Here is a 25,666-nt window from a genome sequence, read left to right as displayed (position 1 = left end):
TAAATACGATCAGTTAGCTAGTAGCAACGGAGGCTGTAATGGCAGGCGAAAATAACCAAAACAACCAAAATGAAGATCTCAATGACGCGGTAGAACAGACGGACACGAACGACGCGGGTACGCCCTCCCAACAGCAGAATCAACAAAATCAACAGAACACGATTGCGTCGACGGTAGCGACGGGTGCTGAAAATACCGACGCGGCAGACGAAGTGAACCAAGCGTTGGAAGACAATCCAAGTGGTGCTGGTAATACAGAAGAAGCTTCGGCTTCTGGCGGAGCGGTACAAGAAGACTCTCCAGAAAGCAGTGAAGGTTCAGACGCTGAACAATCGAATGTAGTCGACAGTGTTGCCTCTGGTAGCGGAGAAGGTGCTGGCGGTGGTGCCAGTAATTCTGGCGCGGGCGCTCAAGCTGTCGGTGGCGAAAATGCTGCGGGTTCGGGCGGTTCTTCAAACGCTGAGGGTAATAACGAACAAGGTGAAGCAGCGAGAACTGCTGCTGCATCGAATTCTTCGTCTTCTGAATCGGATAGCCAACAAGTGGACGATGATTTAGATTCACAGACGGTAGAAGAGACATTCGCCGTTGATGTTCAAGCTTCTGACGAAGAGACCATCAGTGAAGTTGAAGATGACTTTGATTCTGAGACAACAAGTGAAACGTTCAAAATCAAAGTGGAAAGTGAGAATGATGCTCCGGAGGCTGAACAAGATCTGGCTTACATCATGGATGAAGATGGCTCCATAACATTTACTCAAGAACAATTACTCGAATACGCAAGTGATGTTGATGGTGATGAGCTTGTTGCTTCAAACGTTCAAGTTGGCGCAGATGCAACGGTTCAAGATAATGGTGACGGTACGTTCACAGTCGTACCTTCCGCTGACTTTAATGGCGAGCTAGACCTTACTTTCGATATCAGTGACGGCCAAGAAACCATAAGTAGCGCAATTGATTTAACGGTTCGTCCTATTAATGACGCACCTATACCAGAAGATAAAACGTTTGAAATAGAAGAAGATGGCACACTTGTTTTCACGGATGCAGACCTCCTGACGGGTGCAACCGACATTGAAGGTGACAACCTTACTGTGGAAGGCGTTACCTACGATGGCGGCGATGGCATTCTTACTGATAACGGTAACGGCACGTATACCTTTGCGCCAAACGAGAACTTCAATGGTGATGTAAACTTCAGCTTCGATGTATCTGACGGTACCGATACGGTAGCGGCAAACATCGATGTAAGCGTAACAGCAGTCGATGATGCACCAGTATCTGGCGAACTTGCTTACTCAGTCGATGAAGACGGTTCGATTCGTCTAAGCCAAGAGCAATTACTGTCTCAAGCATCTGATGTAGAAGGCGATGATCTAACTGCTAGTGGCCTAACGGTGGGTGGCGATGCGACAGTTACTCAAAACGACGATGGCAGCTTTACCATCACGCCAGATGAGAACTTCAATGGCGACATTGATATCAGCTTTGATATCTCAGATGGCACTAACACGGTTCAAGCTTCTGCCGATTTAACCGTTAACCCAATCAATGACCTGCCAGTTCCTCAAGATCAACAGTTCAGTGTTGAAGAAGACGGCACACTTATCTTCACTGACGCTGACCTATTAACAGGCGCGACAGACATTGAAGGTGACAACCTTACGGTTGAAGGTGTGACCTACGATGGCGGCGACGGTATTCTTACCGACAACGGTAATGGCACGTACACCTTTGCGCCAAACGAGAACTTCAATGGTGACGTAAACTTCAGCTTCGATGTATCAGACGGTACAGACACGGTTGCTGCAAACATTGATGTAAGCGTAACAGCAGTCGATGATGCACCAGTATCTGGCGACCTTGCATACTCAGTCGATGAAGACGGTTCGATTCGTTTAAGCCAAGAGCAATTACTGTCTCAAGCATCTGATGTCGAAGGCGATGATCTAACTGCTAGTGGCCTAACGGTTGGTGGTGATGCGACAGTTACTCAAAACGACGATGGCAGTTTTACCATCACGCCAGATGAGAACTTCAATGGCGATATCGATATCAGCTTTGATATTTCAGATGGTACTAACACGGTTCAAGCTTCTGCTGACTTAACCGTTAACCCAATCAATGACTTGCCAGTTCCTCAAGATCAACAGTTCAGTGTTGAAGAAGACGGCACATTGATCTTCACTGATGCCGACTTGTTAACCGGTGCGACGGACATTGAAGGCGACAACCTAACCGTTGAAGGCGTTACCTACGATGGTGGCGACGGTATCCTTACTGATAACGGTAACGGCACATATACCTTTGCTCCGAATGAAAACTTCAATGGTGATGTAAACTTCGGCTTCGATGTATCAGACGGTACAGACACGGTTGCTGCAAACATTGATGTAAGCGTAACAGCGGTTGATGATGCACCAGTATCTGGCGACTTAGCTTACTCAGTCGATGAAGACGGTTCGATTCGTCTAAGCCAAGAGCAATTGCTGTCTCAAGCATCAGATGTAGAAGGCGATGACCTAACTGCTAGTGGCCTAACGGTTGGTGGCGATGCGACAGTTACTCAAAACGACGATGGCAGCTTTACCATCACGCCAGATGAGAACTTCAATGGCGACATCGATATCAGCTTTGATATCTCAGATGGCACTAACACGGTTCAAGCTTCTGCCGATTTAACTGTTAACCCAATCAATGACCTGCCAGTTCCCCAAGATCAACAGTTCAGCATTGAAGAAGACGGTACGCTGCAGTTTACTGATGCAGATCTGCTAACTGGTGCAAACGATATCGAAGGTGATGATTTAACGGTTGAAGGCATCAGTTATGAAGGAACTGATGGGGTACTGACAGACCATGGTGACGGCTCATACAGCTTTGCGCCAAATGAAAACTTCAATGGCGACGTGAACTTTAGTTTCGATGTTTCAGACGGCACCGATACGGTGTCTGCAAACATTGATGTTAGCGTGACTCCAGAGAACGATCCGCCAGTTGCTGGCTCTACGTCTTACACTGTTAATGAAGACAATTCGATTACCATTTCTGATGCACAACTATTGGCAACATCTTCAGATATTGAAGGTGATGTATCGATAGACAGCGTGACTTACTCGGGTAGTGATGGTGTACTTGAAATCAACGGTAACGGCACTTACACCTTCTCGCCAAACGAGAACTTCAATGGTGAAATTGCTCTAGATGTAGTGGTTGCCGATGAAGAAGGTGCAACCGATGCGACAACTGCGGGTATCACCGTACTTGAAGTGAATGATCCGCCAGTCGCAGGCCCAACGTCTTACACCATTGATGAAGACTCAGTACTGACCTTCAGTGAGTCACAAGTGCTACTGAATGCTTCTGATGTAGAAGGGGATGTTGAGCTTGTTGGTATTAACTACAACGGCCCTGACGGTATCTTCTCGGTAAATGGTGATGGCACTTGCAGCTTTGCTCCGAATGAGAACTTTAATGGCCAAGTTCAACTTGATGTGACCATTCGTGATGAAGACGGTGCAGAAGTTGATACCGTCATCAACGTGGATGTTCTGCCAATCAACGATGCACCAGTATCGGGTGATTTGGCTTATAACGTAAACGAAGACGGTTCAATCACATTGAGCCAAGATCAACTGTTGTCTCAAGCGTCCGATGTTGAAGGTGAAGACCTAACCGCGAGCGACCTAACGGTTGATGGAAACGCAACGGTAACCGCTAATGATGATGGCAGTTTTACCATTGTTCCAGATGCGAACTTCAATGGTGACGTTGATATTCAATTCAACATCACGGATGGTACTGACACGGTTCAAGCTACCGCCGATCTTACGGTTAATCCAGTTAATGACTTGCCGGTTCCTCAAGATCAACAATTCAGTATTGCAGAAGATGGTACGCTGCAATTTACAGATGCTGATTTACTTACCGGTGCCACCGATATTGATGGCGATGACCTCACCGTAGAAGGCATCAGCTACACAGGCGGTGACGGTGTATTAACAGACCATGGTGATGGTACTTATACCTTTGCACCAAACGAAAACTTCAATGGTGATGTCAACTTCAGTTTCGATGTGTCTGATGGCACAGAAACGGTTAGTGCAAACATTGATGTGAGCGTGACACCAGAGAACGATCCACCCGTTGCGGGCTCTACCTCGTACATGGTCAATGAAGACAACGCCATCACAATTTCTGATGAGCAATTGTTAGCAAACTCTTCTGACGTTGAAGGCGCGGTATCGGTTGATAGCGTGACTTACAGTGGCACCGATGGTGTGTTCCAAGACAATGGTGACGGCAGTTATACCTTCCTTCCTAATGAAAACTTCAGTGGCGATATCAGCCTTGACGTTATTGTTGCTGATGAAGACGGTTCGATTGATGAGACCACCGCGGGCATTACCGTTCTAGAAGTGAATGATCCACCAGTCGCAGGCCCAACGTCATACACCATTGATGAAGATTCGGTACTGACGTTCAGCGAATCTCAGATTCTAGTGAATGCCTCTGATGTTGAAGGTGATGTAGAACTAGTCGGCATCAATTACGATGGGGAAGACGGTATCTTCACTGTAAATGGTGATGGTACATGTAGCTTTGCACCAAACGAAAACTTCAATGGTCAGGTTCAACTGGGTGTGACCATTCAAGATGAAGATGGTGCGACGGTAGAGACACAGATTAATGTTGATGTACTGCCAATTAACGATCCACCAGTATCGGGCGATTTGGCTTACACCATAAATGAAGACAGCTCAATCACACTAAGCCAAGATCAGTTATTGGCGCGAGCTGGTGATATTGATAGCGAAAACCTAGAAGCTATTAACCTTTCGACCGATGAAAACGCAACCATCCAACAAAACGACGATGGTAGCTACACCATTACACCAGACGCTGATTACAACGGCGACCTAGACTTGAGTTTCGATATCATCGATAACGATGGTGGTGAGGTTCAAGTTGGTCTTGATATCACAGTGAACCCGTTGAATGACTTGCCACAAGCACAAGATCAACAGTTCACGATTGAAGAAGACGGTACGTTACTATTTACCGATGCTGACCTACTTGCAGGTGCGTCAGATATTGATGGTGATGAGCTGTCGATTGAAAACGTGCTCTACACGGGCGCTGATGGTGTTCTTAGTGATAATGGTGACGGCACTTACAGCTTTGCACCAAACGAGAACTTCAATGGTGATGTTCAATTCTCATTTGATGTTTCTGATGGCACGGGTTCAACAGCCGCCCATATTGATGTAAGTGTAACGCCGGAGAACGATCCTCCTGTAGCGGGCTCGACAGCTTATACAGTTCAAGAAGATGGCCAAATCACGATCAGTAATGAACAGCTATTAGCGAACTCTTCAGATGTAGAGGGTGATGTTGCTCTATCGAGTGTAACTTACGCTGGTGACGATGGTTCGTTCGTTGATAACGGCAATGGCACCTACACCTTCACGCCAAATGAAAACTTCGACGGAGACATCTCACTAAACGTTGTTGTCGTTGACGAAGACGGTGCAACGGCGACAACGACAGCGGGCATTGATGTCATCGCTGTCAATGACGGCCCTGAAACGTCCGGTATTGAAGCCGAAGTCGACGAAGATAATTCAATCACTATTACTCAAGAACAGTTGCTTGCGAATGCTACTGACGTTGAGGGTGATGAGTTAACGGCGTCTAACCTTCAAACCAACGACCCTGACGCGACAATTGTTGCTAATGACGATGGTTCATTCACTATCACGCATACCGAGAACTTCAATGGCGAGTTAGATTTCACATACAGCATCAGTGATGGTGACAATGAAGTCCTGACCACACTCGACCTAACGGTTAATCCAGTTAATGATGCGCCAGAAGCGGGCGAAGAGATCTTCATCCAAGCGCAAGAAGACCAAACGGTTGGCGTAACGCTTCGTGAAGAGCCCGCACTGCGTCTAGACCAAGCACCAGAAAACGGCATTATCGAAGCTAATCTTGATAATGAGTGGGTAGTACTCGAAGTTGGGCAAGAAGTTCCTGCCGATACAGAAGTACGCTTTGTACCAAGTGAAGACGCTTTAGCTGAAGGCACGCATACCACACAAATTGGTACCTTCGATGATAACGCGAGCGTTGACGATTGGGGCACAGAAGTTGACCCTTACACTCGTGAGTTCTCGGATGGCGACTTAACGGTTACGGTTCAAAGTAACGATGATCCTCTTGGTGCATGGAATGGGAATACGCACATTGGTCATGGTATCGGTGATACTGACCGTCAAGGCTTGAGTGGTGATGAAAAACTGACTATCTCGGTTGAAGGTCAAGACATCAATGAAATCAGCTTCCACCTAGATGGTTTGGGTGGCTGGTTCATGGAAGAGTCTCGTCACTTTACTGAAGTCGAAATTCGCGCCTTCAATGAAGACGGTGACATGATTGACTCGATGACTTACCACAAAGAAGACCGTGGTACTTTCGAGACAGACTACACGCTAACCGTTGATCAACCTGTGTCTTACTTTGAACTGGGTACAGTTCAAGGAAATGGTACTTATGTTGTTCAAAACATGACAGTGTCACAAACTTGTCATGATGAAGCCGTGTTCACATCGATTGGCGTAGACGGTTCAGAAATCACCGAAACGGTTGAATTGAACATCCATGCCGGTGACAACGAAATCGAGCTAACGGCTGATCTTCCGAATATCACTATCGATACTGAAGGTTCAACTCAGTTTGCTTCTGTCGTGATTACTGAAGAACAGTTACTGGCACAAGCATCAGATATCGATGGCGATGATCTTGATATTCAAAATCTTGAGCTGGTGGGTGAAAACTCAGAGCATGCAACACTGACTGACAACGGTGATGGTACTTGGACGGTGACACCAGATGAAAACTTCTACGGTGAAATTGAGCTGGGTTACCAAGTTTCTGATGGTGAACTGACTGATGACAACATCATTAACATCAACTTTGAGTCGGTGAATGATGCGCCAATCGTTTCTGGTCCAATGGTTCTATCGACAGACGAAGACCAAGGTATTACGTTCAGTGCTGATGATTTACTGGCGAACACTACAGATGTAGAGGGTGATGCGCTGTCTATTTCTGACATCACTTACGGCGGTGATGACGGTGATTTAATCGACAATGGTGATGGTACATTTACCTTCATGCCGAATGAAAACTTCAATGGTGAAATCGACATTGATTACAAGGTATTCGATGGCACCGATGAAGTTGCAACCCATCTAGATCTGACCGTTGTACCTGTTAATGATGTGCCGGTTCCGGGCGAGCCATTGCACACCCAAATGCTTGAAAACGGCTCTATGATCATCGAAGCGAAAGACCTATTGTCTGGCGCGACCGATGTTGATGGCGATATCTTGCATGTTGAGAATCTACTGCTTGTTGACCAATCACAAGGTACATTAACGGACAATGGAGACAATACTTTCACATTCGAACCTGCAGAGGACTTCTACGGTGAAGTGAATCTGACTTTCGATATTAGTGACGGTCAAGCGAGTGCACCAAGTACCGCTAGAGTCGACGTTGAAATTGTCAACGAAGGCCCTGAAGTTAGCGGCCCAATTGAAGCCGCTGTTGATGAAGATGGTTCAATCACTATCACTCAAGAGGATCTGTTGGCGAATGCAACGGATGTCGATGGCGATAACCTTGAAGCGGTTAACTTTGCGACCAACGATCCAAATGCGGTTATCGTAGAAAACTCAGACGGTAGTTTCACGATTACACCAAGTGCTGATTTCTTTGGTGAGATTGAATTTACTTACGATGTCACTGACGCGATCGAAACTGTTGCAGCTGACCTTAACCTAACCGTAAACCCAATCAATGATGCACCAGACGTTCCAGACATGTCTTTCACAACGGAAGATGGTCAAGCGATCACTATTACAGAAGCTGAACTATTAGCACAAGCGACAGATGTTGAAGGTGATGAGCTTTCCGTACTGAACGTGACAAGTGCGAGTGATACGGTAGATGTGACAGACAATGGTGATGGCACATACACATTAACGCCAGAGCAGGGCTTCTTCGGCAATGTTGACTTAACGTTTGATGTGAGTGACGGCACCGACGTGGTGGCTGCAAACATCGACCTAAAAGTTGAGTTCGTTAATGATGCTCCAGAAGCAACGCCAATGGTTGCGGATGTCGACGAAGATGGTTCAATTCTCGTTACACAAGCGATGTTGCTGGAGAACGCGAGTGATCAAGATGGTGATGAGCTGTTTGCGAGCGCGCTAGAAACCAACGATCCGAATGCAAGTATCGTAGACAATGGCGATGGTACTTACACAGTGACACCGTCGGAAAACTTTAATGGTGATATCGCATTCACGTATGAAGTGAGTGATGGTGAACTCAGTACCGTCAATGACATGACATTGACCGTGAATCCGGTGAATGACATTCCAATTGTTGCCCCAGGCATGTACCACATTGAAGAGGATGGCAGCATCCTGTTCACTCAAGAAGATCTATTGAGCGGTGCGATTGATATTGATGGCGATGACCTTAGCGTTACCAGCATCAATTACTCTGGTGATGAAGGTACAGTCACCGACAATGGTGACGGCACGTTTAGCTTCGTTCCTGAAGAGCATTTCAGTGGTGATTTGCAGTTTAGCTTTACTGTGACCGACGGTACGGATGAGGTAGAACAAGACCTTAGCGTTCATATTGAAGCGGTCGCGGATGCGCCGGATCTTGTGATAACCGATGGCGACGGCGTTAACGTTGATGATGAAGCAATTCTGGTTGAGCCTGGCGGCATTGTTGAGCTTAATATTGCGGCCGCGTTAGTAGACCAAGATCTATCAGAGACACTGACGGTAACTGTGGATGGTGTTCCTGAAGGTTCGGTTATTCAATACGATAATGAAGGCGTTCTGAATGACCAAGAAAACGGTATCACCAGTTACAACGATACTGAAATCACAGTAACGTTTGAAGGTGAAACTGCGGGATACCAAAACGCAGCGGGTTACTACAAAGTCGATGAAGACGGCAACATCACAGGTGTTGAAGTTGTTTACGAAAACGCATCACAAGTTGGTGGCGGTGGTGACCTTGTTCCAGGACAAGACCAGTTCAGCTTCCAAGTTGAAGAAGGTGAAAGTTTCAATCTGTTCTTGATTCCAAACGGACATCAGCACAATGACTTTGACGCGATGCAGGAAGGTCAGTACGAGTTCCGTGCCGCGGATGGTTCGCCTGCAAACATGGATACGGTTGATCCTCAACTTGTATTTGTTGCGGCTGATGGAACTGAAACCGTAGTTCAAGGGCAGAATGGCGACGCGATCTTCCATGGTGGTTCAAGCTCTCAGTTAAACCAAGATGGTATCGAACATACGCGTACCACGGTTAATGAAGACGGCGAACTCGTTTACGGATTTGAAGATTTGTATGGCGGCGGTGATGCCGACTATTCAGACTTCAACTTCACAATCGATGTCGGTGAAGTGAACAGCCAAATCTACAGCGGTGAAGTGACGGTTGGCCCTGATGGTACGGTGAACTTACCAACAACGGCTATCGAAAATGCGCTACAGATCCAGTTACCAGAAGACTTCAACGAACAGCTTGAAGTTCATGTAACCGCAACCGCAACAGAGCTATCGAATGATGATTCTGAAACGGTTTCTCAAACCATCTACATTAACGCGACAGGCGCACACATTGAGCATGCACCTGAAGCACTTCCTGTTGCAGCAACAGTGGAAGAAGATGGCTCTATCATCATCACGCAAGAAGACTTGTTAGCCAATGCTCGCGATTTAGATGGCGACCAACTAACAGCGCTTAACTTAGCGACTGATGACGACAGCGTAACTATCACAGATAACGGTGATGGTACTTACACATTAACGCCAGATGCTGACTTCAATGGCGATGTTAGCTTTACGTTTGATGTGTCTGATGGTGATGATGTTGTCTCTACCAATCTAGAGCTAACTGTTTCACCAGTGAACGATGGTCCAGAAGCACAAGACCAAGCATTTACAGTCAATGAAGATGGTGTATTAACCTTCACAGACCAAGACCTATTAACAGGTGCGACGGACATTGAAGGGGACGACCTAAGCGTTGAAGGTGTGACTTACACTGGCGCAGATGGTGTTCTAACCGATAATGGCGATGGTACATACAGCTTCGCGCCAAACGAAAACTTCAATGGCGATGTAAACTTCTCGTTCAATGTATCAGATGGTACCGATACGGTAACCGCTAACATTGATGTCAGCGTGACGCCAGAGAATGATCCACCTGTCGCGGGTAGCACGTCTTACACGGTTCATGAAGACAACTCCATCACGATCAGTAACGAACAATTGCTAGCGAACTCTTCAGATATTGAAGGGGAAGTAGCGATTGATAGCGTGACTTACAGTGGTAGTGATGGTGTGCTTGAAATCAACGGTAACGGCACATACACCTTCTCTCCAAACGAAAACTTTAATGGCGAAGTTAGCCTAGATGTGGTTGTTGTGGATGAAGACGATGCAGCCGTATCGACGACTGCGGGCATTACGGTTCTAGAAGTGAACGATCCGCCAGTTGCTGGCCCAACGTCTTACACTATCGATGAAGACTCGGTACTGACCTTTAATGAGTCTCAAGTTCTGCTGAACGCCTCTGATATTGAAGGTGACGTACAACTTGTTGAGATCAACTACGACGGCCCAGACGGAATCTTCTCAATCAATGGTGACGGCACATGTAGCTTTGCACCGAATGAAAACTTCAACGGCCAAGTGCAGTTGAATGTGACCATTCAAGATGAAGACGGCGCTCAAGTTGATACTCATATTACGGTTGATGTCTTACCAATCAATGATGTTCCAGTATCAGGAGACTTGGCATACAGCGTAGAGGAAGACGGTTCAATTACCTTGAGCCAAGAGCAACTTCTTTCTCAAGCTAACGATGTAGACGGAGACGACCTTACTGCTTCTAACTTAATGGTTGATGGAGACGCGACAGTTGTTGCTAACGATGATGGTAGCTTTACCATTACGCCAGATGCGAACTTCAATGGCGACATTGACCTAACGTTCGACATTAGCGACGGTACAGACACGCTGGTTGCGACGGCTGACCTCACCGTTAATCCAGTTAATGACCTTCCACAACCACAAGATCAAACGTTCAGCATTGGCGAAGACGGCATCTTGAACTTCACAGATGAAGACTTGCTAACAGGTGCTACCGATATCGATGGGGATGACCTATCGGTTGAAAGCGTGACTTACACAGGCGCCGACGGTGTTCTTACTGACAATGGCGACGGAAGCTACAGCTTTGCGCCAAACGAGAACTTCAATGGTGATGTGAACTTCAGTTTTGATGTGTCAGATGGCACGGATACGGTTCAAGCCAACATTGATGTCAGCGTGACACCAGAGAACGATCCGCCTGTTGCGGGGAGCACGTCTTACACCGTTCATGAAGACAACTCAATTACCATCAGCGACGAACAGTTACTCGCTAACTCTTCAGACATTGAAGGTGAAGTGGCAGTCGATAGCGTGACTTACACTGGCGCTGATGGTGTCTTTGAAGACAACGGTGACGGTACTTACACCTTCTCACCAAACGAAAACTTCAACGGTGAAGTTAGCCTAGATGTTGTCGTTACCGATGAAGAAGGTGCAACAGAAGCGACAACCGCGGGTATTACTGTACTTGAGGTGAATGATCCACCAATTGCGGGTTCAACCAGCTACTCAGTGAACGAAGACGAAGTTATCACCATCAGTTCAGAGCAACTGTTGGCGAATGCTTCTTCTGATATTGAAGGTGAAGTGGCGATTGATAGCGTTAACTACACAGGCGCTGACGGCATATTTACTGACAATGGCGATGGAACATTCAGCTTCGCACCAAACGCAAACTTCGACGGTGACGTAAGTCTAGACGTAGTAGTGACCGATGAAGACGGCGCAACCGCAGCTACCACTGCAAACATTGATGTTCTGCCTGTGAACGATGCTCCGGTATCGGGCGACTTGGCGTACAGCGTGGACGAAGATGGTTCAATTACGTTGAGCCAAGAGCAATTACTTGCTCAAGCGAGTGATGTTGACGGCGATGACTTAACAGCGGCTAACCTGACCGTTGGTGGTGATGCGACCGTCACTGCAAACGATGACGGTAGCTTTACTATCACACCAGATGCGAACTTCAATGGCGACATTGATTTGAACTTCGACATTACCGATGGTGATGCGACGCTTCAAGCAACGGCTGATCTTACCGTTAACCCTGTCAATGACTTGCCAACTGTCGGTGAGCCACAGTTTGTGACTCAAGAAGACACGAGCTTTACCTTCACAGAAGAGCAACTGCTGCAAAATGCAGGCGATATTGATGGCGATAATTTATCGGTTGAAAATGTCGCTTCTGACAGTGGTTCACTGGTTGATAACGGCGACGGCACCTACACATTTGCTCCGAATGAAAACTTCGATGGCAATGTGAATGTGACCTTCGATGTGAATGACGGCACAGCGATAGTACCAGCAGAAGCGACGATTGATGTTCAATCTGTGGTTGATATGCCAGAGCTGTCGATTGCGTCTGACTTGGTGATTGCTTCAGACAACTTCGAGTCTGGCTCGAACGGCTGGAATGCGGGCACTGAAAGCTCACAAGGCTTCGAATCAGGTGACATGCTAGGTCGTATTGGTGGCACTGGTGGCGATGAAGCAGTCAGCAAAATTTACGACATTCCAAGTGATGTGAGCGAAGTTAATATCTCGTTCAGTTTCTACGAAATTGATTCTTGGGATGGTGAGTCATTCCAAATCTTTGTCGGTGGCGAAGAGCTTACCTCGTTAGATAACTCTGCGTTCCGTACCGAAGATGGCACGACAACGTTGTACGATTCCGCTGGCAATGAAGTGGGTGAAGTCGTTCATGGCGTGTCGCAAGGTGAAGGCTTCAGTGGTTGGAACGACCAAGCACACCAAATCAACCTAACGGTACCAGTTGAAGATGGCCAACTTGAGTTAGGCTTCGGTTCAACCTTGAACCAAGGTGTGAGTGATGAGTCGTTTGGCATCGATAACATTGAAATCACAGTGTCTGATGCGGATTACCAAATTATTGGTACCGAAGATACGCCAGTACCACTGGATATTGATGCGGCGTTAACTGATACCGATGGCTCAGAAAACCTCGCTATCTTGATTGAAGACGTGCCGGAAGGCAGCTCGCTTTCTGCAGGTACCGATAACGGTGATGGCACATGGTCATTGCAACCAGGCGAGCTAGAAGGGCTAGAGTTTATCCCTTCAGGTGATTTCAATGGTGATGTGGTACTAACGGTCAATGCGACATCGACTGATGTTGATACGGGCACCACCGCAACGGCAACACAAGATGTGACGATTCACATCTCGCCAGCGAATGATGCTCCAGAAGTTGATGGTGACATCAGTGCCGTTACGGCCGAAGACAACAGTATCACGCTAACTCAAGAGCAGTTGCTAGAGCACGCTGTCGACATTGATGGTGATGATCTATCCGCAATCAACCTAACCACTAATGACGAAAATGCGACCGTTGAAATGAACGACGATGGCAGCTTCACCATTACTCCGAGTGAAAACTTTAACGGTAATATCGAGTTTAGTTACGATGTCACCGATGGGGAAGAGATGGTCGCTGCTGGCCTAGACTTGACGGTAACACCAGTCAATGACGCGCCAGAGCCACAAGACCAAGCATTCACTATTGGTGAAGATGGGGTTCTTAACTTCACTGACGCTGACCTGTTAACAGGTGCAACGGATGTTGAAGGTGATGACCTGACGGTAGAAGGTGTGACATACACGGGTGCTGATGGTGTTCTTACTGATAATGGCGACGGAAGCTACAGCTTTGCGCCAAACGAGAACTTCAATGGTGATGTGAACTTCAGCTTTGATGTGTCAGATGGCACAGATACGGTTCAAGCCAACATTGATGTGAGTGTGACGCCAGAGAACGATCCACCAGTGGCGGGTGGTACGTCTTACACTGTGCATGAAGACAACTCAATCACGATCAGTAACGAACAGCTATTAGCCAACTCTTCAGACATTGAAGGTGAGGTTGCGATTGATAGCGTGACTTACACTGGCAGTGACGGTGTGTTCGAAGACAACGGTGACGGAACTTACACCTTCTCACCAAACGAGAACTTCAATGGTGATGTGAGCTTAGCGGTTGTTGTTACCGATGAAGAAGGAGCAACAGAAGCGACCACAGCAGGAATCACCGTACTTGAGGTGAACGATCCGCCAATCGCAGGTTCTACCAGCTACTCAGTGAATGAAGACGAAGTTATCACCATCAGTGCAGAGCAACTGTTGGCGAACTCTTCCGATATTGAAGGTGAAGTGGCGATTGATAGCGTTAACTACACAGGCGCTGACGGCATCTTTACTGATAATGGCGATGGAACATTCAGCTTCGCGCCAAACGCAAACTTCGATGGCGATGTTAGCCTCGATGTGGTGGTGACCGATGAGGATGGCGCAACCACAGCCACAACGGCAAGCATTGATGTTCTGCCTATTAATGATCCACCAGTATCGGGCGACTTGGCGTACAGCATTGATGAAGATGGTTCTATTACTCTGACTCAAGATCAGTTGCTATCTCAAGCATCCGATGTGGATGGCGATGACCTGACTGCAAGCAATCTAAGCGCAGGCGATAATGCATCCGTTGTTGATAATGGCGATGGCACCTTTACGGTAACGCCAGATGCTAACTTCAATGGTGATATCGACCTAAGCTTTGATATTTCGGATGGCACTGAGTCAATTGTGGCGAATGCCGATCTGACGGTAAACCCAGTCAATGACTTGCCAACAACATCCGATGTTTACGCGAACGTTGATGAAGATAATGTCATCACTATCACGCAGGAGCAGCTACTTGCGAATGCCGCTGATATTGAGGGCGATGACCTTGTCGCTTCCGACTTAACCTTAGTGGGTGACGATGCAACGATTGTCGACAATGGCGATGGCACGTTCTCAATCACTCCAAGCGAGAACTTCAATGGCTACATCGATGTTGCCTACAGCATCAGCGATGGCGACACACCAATTGCCGCTAACTTGGGCTTAACCGTTGATCCAGTTAACGACGCGCCAATTGTTTCTGCTGATGTGGCGATAACCATTGAAGAGGATGGTTCGTACACCATTACCCAAGAAGAACTCCTACAATTCGCAACTGACATCGAAGACGATGACATGACCGCAATTATCGGAGAGCCGGGTGATGAAACAACCGTAACCGGTACCGTGTTAGATGCTGAAACTGGCAATCCAATCGCAGGTGCGGATGTGACGTTAACCGACAATGCGGGTCACTCTTACACAGCGGTGACCGATCAATCCGGTAACTACTCTGTGAGCGGTCCTGTTGTTGACCAAGGTACCGTTACTATTGAACAAGAAGGCTCTATTACTAGCAGCTTCCTAGTTCCAGCTGGTGAAGATACCAACGGTGGCGTAACTGCAATATCTGAAGTACTTGAAGAAACAGATATGCGTATCGTGGTCACATGGGGTGAAAGCCCACGTGATATGGACAACCATCTATGGCTCTACGATACAGAAAATGGCAATGAGCTAGACCATATTTACTATCGCGACATGAGCCACGATTTGGGCGAAGGTAATGTCGTTCAGCAAGATGTGGATGACACGAATGGCGGTGGTCCTGAAACCATCACTATTCCAAATTATCAAGATGCTGACATGCACTATTCAGTACACAACTACACCAGCAGAAGTTGGGATGTGGATGGTGTTGAAGATGTACAGGTTCAGGTGTTTGTTGGCGATACATTGGTTGAAACCTTTAGTCCTGACTTATCTGAAAACCCATCGGGTGACCACTGGCATGTATTCGATATCGTGAACGGCGTTATTGTTCCAAGCCAAGATGTCGGTACACAAAACGCGTTTGATTTGCCAACGGCAGAAGAAGCGCTTGCGAATGAAAACAGCATTGATATCTCTGAATTGCTAACCGGCGATGAAGGTGATGATTCTGGTGAGACGGGTGGTAACGAACCAAGTGTTGGAGATGTTTCAATTGAGAACGCTCTTATCACTGACAATGGTGACGGCACTTACACCATTACTCCGGAAGAGAACTTCAACGGTGAATTCTCCATTAGCTACAACGTGGACGATGGCAACGGAGGGGTTACACCTGCGGAACTTGACGTTACCGTAACAGCAGTTAATGACCTTTCGGTTATTTACGACCATGACTACATCATCAATGAAGATGGCTCATTAACCTTCACTGATGAGCAGTTACTCGCTGGTGCAACGGATATCGATGGCGACGACCTTTCTGTTGAATCTGTTAACTACGAAGGCACCGAAGGTGTGTTTACGGATAACGGCGATGGCACTTATACCTTCGCTCCAAATGAGAACTTCAATGGCAGCGTCGACCTAACTTACGATGTGAGTGACGGTACGGATGTTGTATCGGCGAATATTGATGTTCAAGTTGTGCCAATTAATGACGTACCGGTTGCTGGAACCACCGCTTACAGTGTTGAAGAAGATGGCAGCATTACCCTAAGCGATGCGCAACTTCTGGCGAACAGCTCAGATGTTGAAGGGGAAGTGTTTGTTAGCGATGTCAGCTACAGCGGCACAGATGGTGTGTTCACTGATAATGGTGATGGTACTTACACCTTCTCGCCAAACGAAAACTTCAACGGTGACATCAGCCTTGATGTGTCTGTTATGGATGAAGATGGCGCAACCGCTGAAACAACCGCTGGCATCGACGTAATTGCCGTCAATGACCTACCGGTTGCAGGTTCAACGACCTACAGTGTTGACGAAGATAGCGTGATTACTATTTCTGATGCACAGCTTCTTGCAAACAGCTCAGATATTGAGGGTGATGTATCCGTTAGCGATGTTTCCTACTCAGGTGCCGACGGTATCTTCACCGACAATGGTGATGGTACTTACAGCTTCGCACCAAATGAAAACTTCAATGGTAATGTCAGTCTAGATGTGATCGTTGCTGATGAAGAGGGTGCAACGGCTGAAACCACCGCGGGTATTGAAGTTATCGCGGTTAACGATGCTCCAGTATCTGGCGATTTGGCTTACTCAGTGGATGAAGATGGTTCAATCACGCTTAGCCAAGAGCAACTGCTTGCTCAAGCTTCTGATGTGGACGGCGATGTTCTCACCGCTGCGAACCTAAGCGCGGGTGATAACGCAACAGTAACGGCAAACGATGATGGTTCATTTACTATCACACCGGATGCTGACTTCAATGGCGACATTGACCTTAGCTTCGACCTTTCTGATGGTACTGAAACGGTTGTTGCAACAGCCGACCTTACTGTGAATCCAGTGAATGACATCGCAGTTGTAGAAGATGTCGCTTACACCATTGAAGAAGACGGTTCACTTACCTTTACAGACGAGCAACTGCTAGCGGGTGCTTCTGATATTGATGGTGATGAGCTCTCAGTTGCCGATGTTTCTTACACTGGCGCAGAGGGTGTGTTTACCGACAATGGCGATGGTACTTACACCTTTGCACCAAACGAGAACTTCAACGGTGATGTAAGTCTGGACTTCTCAGTATCTGACGGTACAGAGACGGTTGGTGCAAATATCGACGTAACGGTAACAGACGTTAATGATGCTCCAGTGGCAGGCGCAACGTCTTACCAAATGAACGAAGATGGCACCATCACATTGAGCCCTGAGCAGTTGATTGCTAATAGCTCCGATGTGGACGGTGAAGTGTCGCTTGATAGCGTGAGCTACTCAGGTGCAGACGGTATCTTGGTTCAAAATGAAGATGGTTCGGTAACGTTCGCACCAAACGAAAACTTTAACGGCGACATCAACCTTGATGTGACGGTTATTGATGACGATGGTGCAACGGCTCAGACTACCGCTGGTATTGAAGTCATTGCAGTTAACGACGCACCAGTGGCTGGAAACGTGGCTTACTCGGTTGATGAAGACGGTTCAATTACGTTATCTCAAGAGCAGTTGCTGGCTAACGCATCCGATGTTGATGGTGATGCACTGACCGCAAGCAACCTATCTGCAGGCGATAATGCGACTGTAACAGCGAACGATGATGGTTCATTTACTATCACTCCTGATGCTGACTTCAACGGCGACATAGACCTAAGCTTCGATGTGTCAGATGGCCTTGAAACTGTTCAAGCAGGCGTCGACTTAACGGTTAACCCTGTTAATGACTTACCAACAGCTGCTGACCAAAGCTTCACCGTTGAGGAAGATGGAACGCTAACCTTCACGGATGCAGACTTACTAGCAGGCGCTGCAGACATCGACGGAGATGACCTGTCTATTACGGATGTGTCTTACACGGGCGCTGAAGGTGTGTTCACTGATAACGGTGATGGCACTTACAGCTTTGCTCCAAACGAGAACTTCAATGGCGATGTAAACCTTGGCTTCACAGTGTCTGATGGCACTGAGACAGTCGATGCCAGTATTGATGTGACCGTAACGGATGTGAATGATGCACCAGTGGCGGGTTCAACGTCTTACCAGATGAACGAAGATGGCACGATTACTATTAGCCCTGAGCAGTTGATTGCGAACAGCTCAGACGTTGATGGTGAAGTGTCGCTTGAAAGCGTGACTTACACTGGCTCTGACGGCGCATTGGTTCAAAATGATGATGGTTCGGTGACCTTCACGCCGAGTGAGAACTTTAACGGTGATATCAGCCTAGATGTGGTTGTAACCGACGATGACGGTGCAACAGCGACAACAACGGCAGGCATCGAAGTTCTGGCTGTGAATGATGGACCTGAGTCGGAGGATGTGAAACTAACCACAGCCGAAGACAGCACCATTCTTATCACACAAGACATGTTGTTGGCTCAGGCGACGGATATAGATAACACCGCAGACGAGCTGTCAGCTTCTGGTCTACAAATCGACCCTAGCTTGGGTGAGTTGCTAGACAACGAAGATGGTACTTGGTCATTTACACCAAACGAAAACTTCAATGGCGATGTGCCGATGACGTTTAATGTTAGTGATGGCCAAGAGACAATTTCAGTCGACGGTAGCATCGATGTCACGCCAGTGAACGATGCACCTGAAGCACCAATGATTGAGATGCAAGGCGAAGAAGATGTGGTCATGGTGATTGACCCAGCTTACATCGCGGATCAAGTCACAGACCTTGATGGCGACGAGATCAGCATCGAGAGCATCACAGTTCGAGCTCCAGCGAATGCGACCTTAACTCAGCAACCAGACGGCATGTATCACTTAGTTACTACTCAAGACTTTAATGGCTTAGTAGAACTCGGTTATCAAGCAACTGACGGTGAAGAAGTGGTTGATGGCTCGCTGAATGTGGATGTCATTCCTGTTAACGACGCACCGTTTAACGTCGGCAACGCAATGATGACCACAAACGAAGATGGCGCGTTCACCTTCGATGCTGGCGACTTGATGAACTTGTTCGGTGACATTGATACTGCTGACCTTGTTGTTTCACGCATTATTACCGCAGACGGTGAAGATGGTGGTGAAGTAACAGACAACGGTGATGGTACTTGGACATTCACACCAACAGGTGACTTTGCAGGCGTCTCTGACCTACAAGTTGTCGTGAGTGATGGTGAATTCGAAACGGTTCTCGATGTTCCTGTGTACGTACGTCCTGTCGCAGATGGTGCGGTTATTTCAACTGACCATGACGGTCCATTAGTGTTCGGTGAAGATGAAACCGGTCACTTAGGATTGAATGTTGGACTAGTCGATGATTCAGAAACGCTAAGTAACCTAGTGATGACAGGTTTCCCTGTTGGATTCGAGGTAACCGATGGTGTGAATACCGTGATGATCACTGAGCCGGGTCAATACATCGACCTGTTCGACTGGGATATCTCAAACATTCAAATGACGCCTCCTGAGGACTTCCATGGTGAGTTCTTTGTAACAGTAAGTGCAACAACGGTTGATTACGGAGATGAGCCTGAAGCGTTTGAAGATGGCATCGATTCTGGTGACTTCGAGACCGTGGCGGGTGATTCCATCATCTTAACCGCTGATGATCTAATCGGATTGGCTGAGAATGTGGATGCAGACAGCGACGATGAAGTGAAACTGGTTCATCTTGCCGACCGCAGCCAAGGTGAGATTGTCGATAATGGCGATGGCACTTGGACGTTCACACCAGCACCAGGTTTCACTGGCGAAGCAGACATTGCTTACGTAGTTGATAAAGATGGCGTGCTTCATGATGAGCAGACTGGCGTGGTCGTGAAAGAGGGCGATTCACAAGAGAATGCAGCACCAGAAGTTAACAGCATCACAACCACTGAAATCGCAGCCGATGCAACCTTGTCGTTTACTGATGAAGACATGTTAGCGAACCTGACCGATGCAGAAGGCGATAGCTTGAGCATAGAGTCAGTGAGCTTGATGGAAGGTCAGGGCGTAATTGAGAGCGATAACCAAGGTAACTATCAATTCACACCTGCTGAAGACTACACCGGCGATGTTCAAGTTGGGTTTATAGCGACTGATGGCGAAAATCGCATCGAAAGCTTCTTCAATGTGGATATTCAAGGTGGCGATGAAGCAGCGGCGAGTGAAGGTTATGTCTTAGCTGATGACGGATCACTAACTATCACCGAGTCACAGCTGGTGGATGAGTTAGGCGTGAGTGATTCTGCACAAGTTGTTGATGTTGCAGACGCGAACGATGCAGGCTTCTTTGCTGAATCTGGCGAAGGTGAGTGGACTTACTGGCCAAACGAAGACTTTGACGGCAACTTAGCGATGAATGTCGACGTTAACGATGGTGGTGAGGTGTCGAGCCATAGCTTAAGTATCCAAGTAGCCGATGATTCAGTACAAAGTGATGAACCACAAGTTCAAGCTGCTCAAGCAACAGAAGAGCAGCAAGTGGAAGTGGCACAACAAGCTGATGACCAAGCTCAAGATACTGAAGCCGACGCCGAAGACAGCGTGGCTGATGTAACGGCGGCTCCGGGCGATACCATCTCTATCTCAATTCCAGATGAGGTGAGTGGTAACGAATCGGTTGACTATGCTGAAATGTCTGGCTTACCTGAGGGAGCTACTGTGAGTAACGCACTGGATAACGGTGATGGTAGCTTCACAATCAGCGGTAACTTAGATCAGTCTGTATCGGTTGAACTTCCGGAGGGCTACGAAGGTACTAGTGAAATCCAATTCCAAGGTTACGACGAATTGGGTGGATCAATTGACGGCGCGAGCGGTTCTGTTGAAGTTGAGGTTGATGATCAATACACCATGCAAGGTTCTACCCAAGAGCAGCAACCAGACATGGCGGGTATGGAATCCGGCGGTAGCGATTGGACAAGTTCTGGTGGTCAAGATCAAGGTGTTGACTTCACGGACGACTCTGGAAGCTTCGATTCAGATTCTCAAACTGGCACTGATCAAGGCAACGACTTCGATCAAAGTTCAATTTAACCTAACGAGTTCAGTTCTCCTTTGAACTTATAATCAGACAGGGCAGCGTAATGTTGCCCTCGTTAAAGCCATGCAGAGTCGCCTTTGCGTGGCTTTTTTATTTGTTTTTGTCTCGCTAAATAAACTTGAGAACAGATAAAAATGTCCTTAATTATTAGAAGAGTTAATTAAAAGGAGGGACGACATGTATCGATATGTCAGTTCGCCACAAGCGTCGAGATACATCGTGCCACCACCTCAACATCGTGAGTTGTCGAGTGTGGATGTTCCTGAGTCTGAATTGGAGATGCGAGAAATTCTAAATAATTGGTTTGCCGATGGTTTGGCTCCCATTATTCAAAGTGATGACGATTACATTTCGGCAAGCGACCAAGTTCGATTTGAGAAACTTAGCCGCACTGTTGGCATGTTATTGAGGAACAGAGACTATTACTTTGCCACTAAGCGTATCCTATCTTTGTGGGAACAAGATTGCCTTGAAACCACCTATGTTAATTACCTCATTCTACGCAGCGAAAGAGCCACTTCGTTAAGGTGATTAAAAGCAGTCTAGGTTCGCTGATCATGATTGCTTGTTTTGAATGTTTATGAGGACTTAAGTTTGCTAAGAAAGTAGGCAAACAAAAAGGGCAAGCTTTGAGGCTCACCCTTAAGGTTCTTTATTTACTTAACGTTACAGTTTTTACTGGCCGTTATTTTCACCTAATTCTATACAGGTGCCACTTACACCCAACCATCAAATTTCAGTCGTTTTTGAATTCTCTCGACCGCTTCTTTCTGCATCTGTCTAACTCGCTCATTAGACACATTTACATCCAACATTTCTCCCACTTCGGATAGCGTCTTCACGTTGTTATCGAAGAAACCAAAACGGTGAATAAGAACCTTCTGCAATTTAGGTGGCAGTGTGTTTATGATCTGCTCTAGCGCATGTGTAAATGATTGGTCTTCACAATCTTGTTGAGGGTCGGGGATGTATTCACTTTCGCACTGTTCAAGTACAAGTGGTGCGTGGCTGATACCAACCGTTGTTGTTACATCAATAAACCCGCTTAACGCGACCAGTTGATCGACACGTTCAGCTTTTACGCCTGAGCTATTCGATAATTCTGAGATCGAGATTTCTTTACGCATTTTTTTGCTTACATCGAGCTTCTTTGATGCAAGGCTATTAATTTCTTTGCACACATGAGCAGGTAAGCGAACGGTACGACCTTTATTCATTAAAGCCGCTTCAATATTTTCGCGAATCCACCACACAGCATAAGTCGAAAAACGATAGCCAGGTTCTGGATCGTACTTATCGATGGCCTTGATCAAGCCAATATTCCCTTCTTCGATGAGGTCGAGCAGTGTGAAGTTGTTGCCTTTGCGTTTTAGATAACTTTTTGCGATTTTTACAACGAGGCGTAGGTTTGATTCGATCATTACATCGCGCGCTTGTTTGTCACCCGCACGATTCAACTTTGCGTAATACAATTCATCTTCACGCGACAACAGATCAATGCCCACAATATCCTTTAGATAGTGAGCATAAGGTTCTGTAGCAGTAGAAAATGATTCTTTAATGGGAGTTTCATTCGTGAGCCCCTGAAACGCAGCAAAACTGTCATTGTTCATTTCCTTGTCCTTTTTTAGCCGACTGAACGTTTTATTTTTTTTATTATTATGCCACCAAGTGATTAACGCTTGGTTTCATTAGAGTGTAGATAACAGTTTCTTCTTTACCAATAAATAAAATGCAATTTCGTGTGTTACTGTCACAAAAAGAACTACAAATATTAAACTAAGTTGCATCTTATTGAGAGGGGCGTTATTGCAGATAAAACATGAACATGCAGGGTTTATAAAGCACGTGTTATGCATCGTTATATGTAGATAAGCGAGGTGAATTTATAGGTGTATTTGGACTCTGTAATTGACAAGGAATAATGAGGTGAAAATGGCAAGAGTCGAGGTTCAATGTTGCCAAAGCTCCCCAACTCTTTAATCTGTACAGCTGATATTGGTCACTGCGTAACGTTTGAAAATCTGTTGTCAAACAAGCTCAGTGAATTTATTAATAACTGCTAAGCACTTCATCAATTTGCTGATTAATGATCTTTACTTCGCTGTAGATAACCGAAAGATCATCATCTTGAGGCGCAAGTTTATTAAGCGTATTTTGCTCGACTCTTTCTAAGGCCACAGTGGCCGTTTCTTCGCCGAAGCTGGCTAAGATACCTTTCAATGTATGCACCGTAAAATGAAGCTTGCCCCAATCCTGCTGCTGTACCAGTTCTTGTATCTCTTCTAATGAATTGCCATGGTCTTCTTGATACACAGACAGCACAGCGAAAATTACTTCTCTGTCATTATCTAAGTAGGCATTTAAAGCATCAAAATCTAGCATATAGACTCCTGTCGGCTGCTTGTTGAAAATGGACTAGGTGGTTTAGTGGAAAAACCATACCTTGATGAATCACTGACCCATTGGTTCCATCTGGGTGGAAGTTCTAGTTGTGTCAATTCTTCTATGTATTCGTCGCTAAGGTTTGCTTCTATTTGAGCGTTATTGACGGCATATAGATAGTCAAGTTTAGCGGCGACTGAATAGGGGTAATTGTGAATGTAATCTTTTAATTCTTGGATCGACCCCGAATTTCCAATATTGATGCAGGTCGAAGGGTCGGCTGTGTTTGACGCAAGTTGTTCCTGTACCTGCTCGCCGCGCGATTTAAGGCATTCTGCGACTAAGTGGTATAAAGAGTATTCGCCAAAATGACTGAGCAAAGGCAGCAGCTGAGCGAGCAGCGAAGTGGGTTGGTTGAAGAATTGATTCGATAAAAGCTTGGTTGCTCGTATTACTTTTTTATGTGCAACCGATGGGCTGTTTTCTATCAGCAATATACTGCTTTGAAACAGAGCAAGGCTTGCTAACACTTGTTGTTGTAGCTTTGCTGGCAGCTTTAAATTAACCAGCTCAGTAAATTGGTTGGCGTGCTCAAGTAACATCCGTTTGTTCTGTGTTTGAGTTTCACGTTGATAGGTCGCTTTCAGAGAGTCGTAATGCGTACCTATGGAATGAATAAGATCAATGTCAGCGGACGAAATGTGTGTCGCATACATTTCCCCAAGCTTAATTAGCATATGGGTATTGTCTGAGTTTTCAGCTAAGTCGATCGCTCTGATTGCTCTGTGGCTGATGCTCGGTGTCATTTCAAATGCGCGAATTGCTAATTTGAGAGCAGGTAACAGCATCTTGTGCTTTTCATAGATGCAGCTTAAGCAATCAATCACGTTCAATGATAATGGCTGAACAATCAGATAATTGTGCAGTTTCTCTATCGCCAGGTTTGGCTTACCTAAGCTGTCTAAAATTAATGCCTCAGCCACTAACTTGGTTGGGTGCATTTTCGTTTTCGAGTTAGTGATAACATTCGACAGCAAGTCCCATTTTTGACCTGAAATTAAGTGTTCAATCAGTGTCGCTTCGAACTGAACATTCACTTGGTTACTGGGGATGCTGAGCGCCTGTTTAAGTAAGTCTGGTGTGTTAATCGGGTAGAGACGATTTAGTTGATCGATTTGCTGCGACTCGAACACCGAACTTTGAATTTTCTTACCTAATGACTGAGTATGAATCGGCTTAGAAATGAAATGATGCGCCTCGCCGGAGAGGGCGGTTAATACGGTTTCCTGACGCATGTCTCCAGAGAGTAATATCGTTGCCACCGTATGATCGATAAGTCTATTTCGATACAGGATCCCCAAAAGTTCAAACCCCGTAAAGGATTGCTCTAAGTGGTAATCGATGAGGAGTACATGAAAAGAGTGCGTCTCGACCGCTTTAATGGCTTGTCGATAATCGGTTGCAATAAAAATGCAGTCGCGTGCAATGCCTAGGCTCGCCAATTGTTGCTTGATAAGTATCGTTGCACTTTTAGAGTCGTCGACAATCAAAACCCGTAGGTCTGGTGGTAAGGTCAAATCCATTTTCCTCAATACCAAATGTTATGTTTAATTTAGGTGTCAGGTTGCACATTGTCAAGGTGTCTAGATCACATGTAATCGCTCAATAAACTATTGGTAATTAAAGAGTATTCGATAACATCAATGAAACC

Annotated in this window: 5 protein-coding genes; 2 read left to right on the top strand and 3 right to left on the bottom strand. The window is 46.4% G+C overall.

Going from position 1 to position 25,666, the window contains the following annotated elements; translation table 11 throughout:
* Positions 1-38: 38 nt before the first annotated feature.
* Together AC3CKG_RS24085 and AC3CKG_RS24080 are read left to right on the top strand one after the other, a co-directional pair.
* Positions 39-21,563, top strand: a complete 21,525-nt coding sequence (locus AC3CKG_RS24085; RefSeq protein ID WP_488529524.1) for a tandem-95 repeat protein — start codon at positions 39-41, stop codon at positions 21,561-21,563.
* A gap of 184 nt (positions 21,564-21,747) precedes the next feature.
* Complete coding sequence (locus AC3CKG_RS24080; protein ID WP_488529523.1) at positions 21,748-22,101, top strand: hypothetical protein; 354 nt, start codon at positions 21,748-21,750, stop codon at positions 22,099-22,101.
* 185 nt (positions 22,102-22,286) lie between these two features.
* Here the strand turns inward: AC3CKG_RS24080 and AC3CKG_RS24075 are convergent, their stop codons facing one another.
* From AC3CKG_RS24075 to AC3CKG_RS24065, 3 genes are all read right to left on the bottom strand, one after another.
* Positions 22,287-23,183 carry a sigma-70 family RNA polymerase sigma factor gene (locus AC3CKG_RS24075; protein ID WP_102294801.1) on the bottom strand — a complete coding sequence of 299 codons (897 nt, stop codon included), beginning with the start codon at positions 23,181-23,183 and terminating at the stop codon, positions 22,287-22,289.
* Positions 23,184-23,622: 439 nt separating this feature from the next.
* Positions 23,623-23,955 carry an Hpt domain-containing protein gene (locus AC3CKG_RS24070; protein WP_102361503.1) on the bottom strand — a complete coding sequence of 111 codons (333 nt, stop codon included), beginning with the start codon at positions 23,953-23,955 and terminating at the stop codon, positions 23,623-23,625.
* Positions 23,949-25,538 carry a response regulator gene (locus tag AC3CKG_RS24065; RefSeq protein WP_488529522.1) on the bottom strand — a complete coding sequence of 530 codons (1,590 nt, stop codon included), beginning with the start codon at positions 25,536-25,538 and terminating at the stop codon, positions 23,949-23,951. Before AC3CKG_RS24065 ends, AC3CKG_RS24070 begins: the two co-directional genes overlap by 7 nt.
* Positions 25,539-25,666 lie beyond the last annotated feature (128 nt).

It is taken from the genome of Vibrio sp. QJM3NY_15, assembly GCF_057785995.1.
The sequence above is the reverse complement of the archived record's forward strand: the minus strand, read 5'-3'. Positions and strand labels throughout refer to the sequence as shown.

Coding starts and splice junctions, on each gene's coding strand:
- AC3CKG_RS24085 (WP_488529524.1), top strand. CDS start 39: ATGGCAGGCGAAAATAACCAAAACAACCAAAATGAAGATCTCAATGAC.
- AC3CKG_RS24080 (WP_488529523.1), top strand. CDS start 21,748: ATGTATCGATATGTCAGTTCGCCACAAGCGTCGAGATACATCGTGCCA.
- AC3CKG_RS24075 (WP_102294801.1), bottom strand. CDS start 23,183: ATGAACAATGACAGTTTTGCTGCGTTTCAGGGGCTCACGAATGAAACT.
- AC3CKG_RS24070 (WP_102361503.1), bottom strand. CDS start 23,955: ATGCTAGATTTTGATGCTTTAAATGCCTACTTAGATAATGACAGAGAA.
- AC3CKG_RS24065 (WP_488529522.1), bottom strand. CDS start 25,538: ATGGATTTGACCTTACCACCAGACCTACGGGTTTTGATTGTCGACGAC.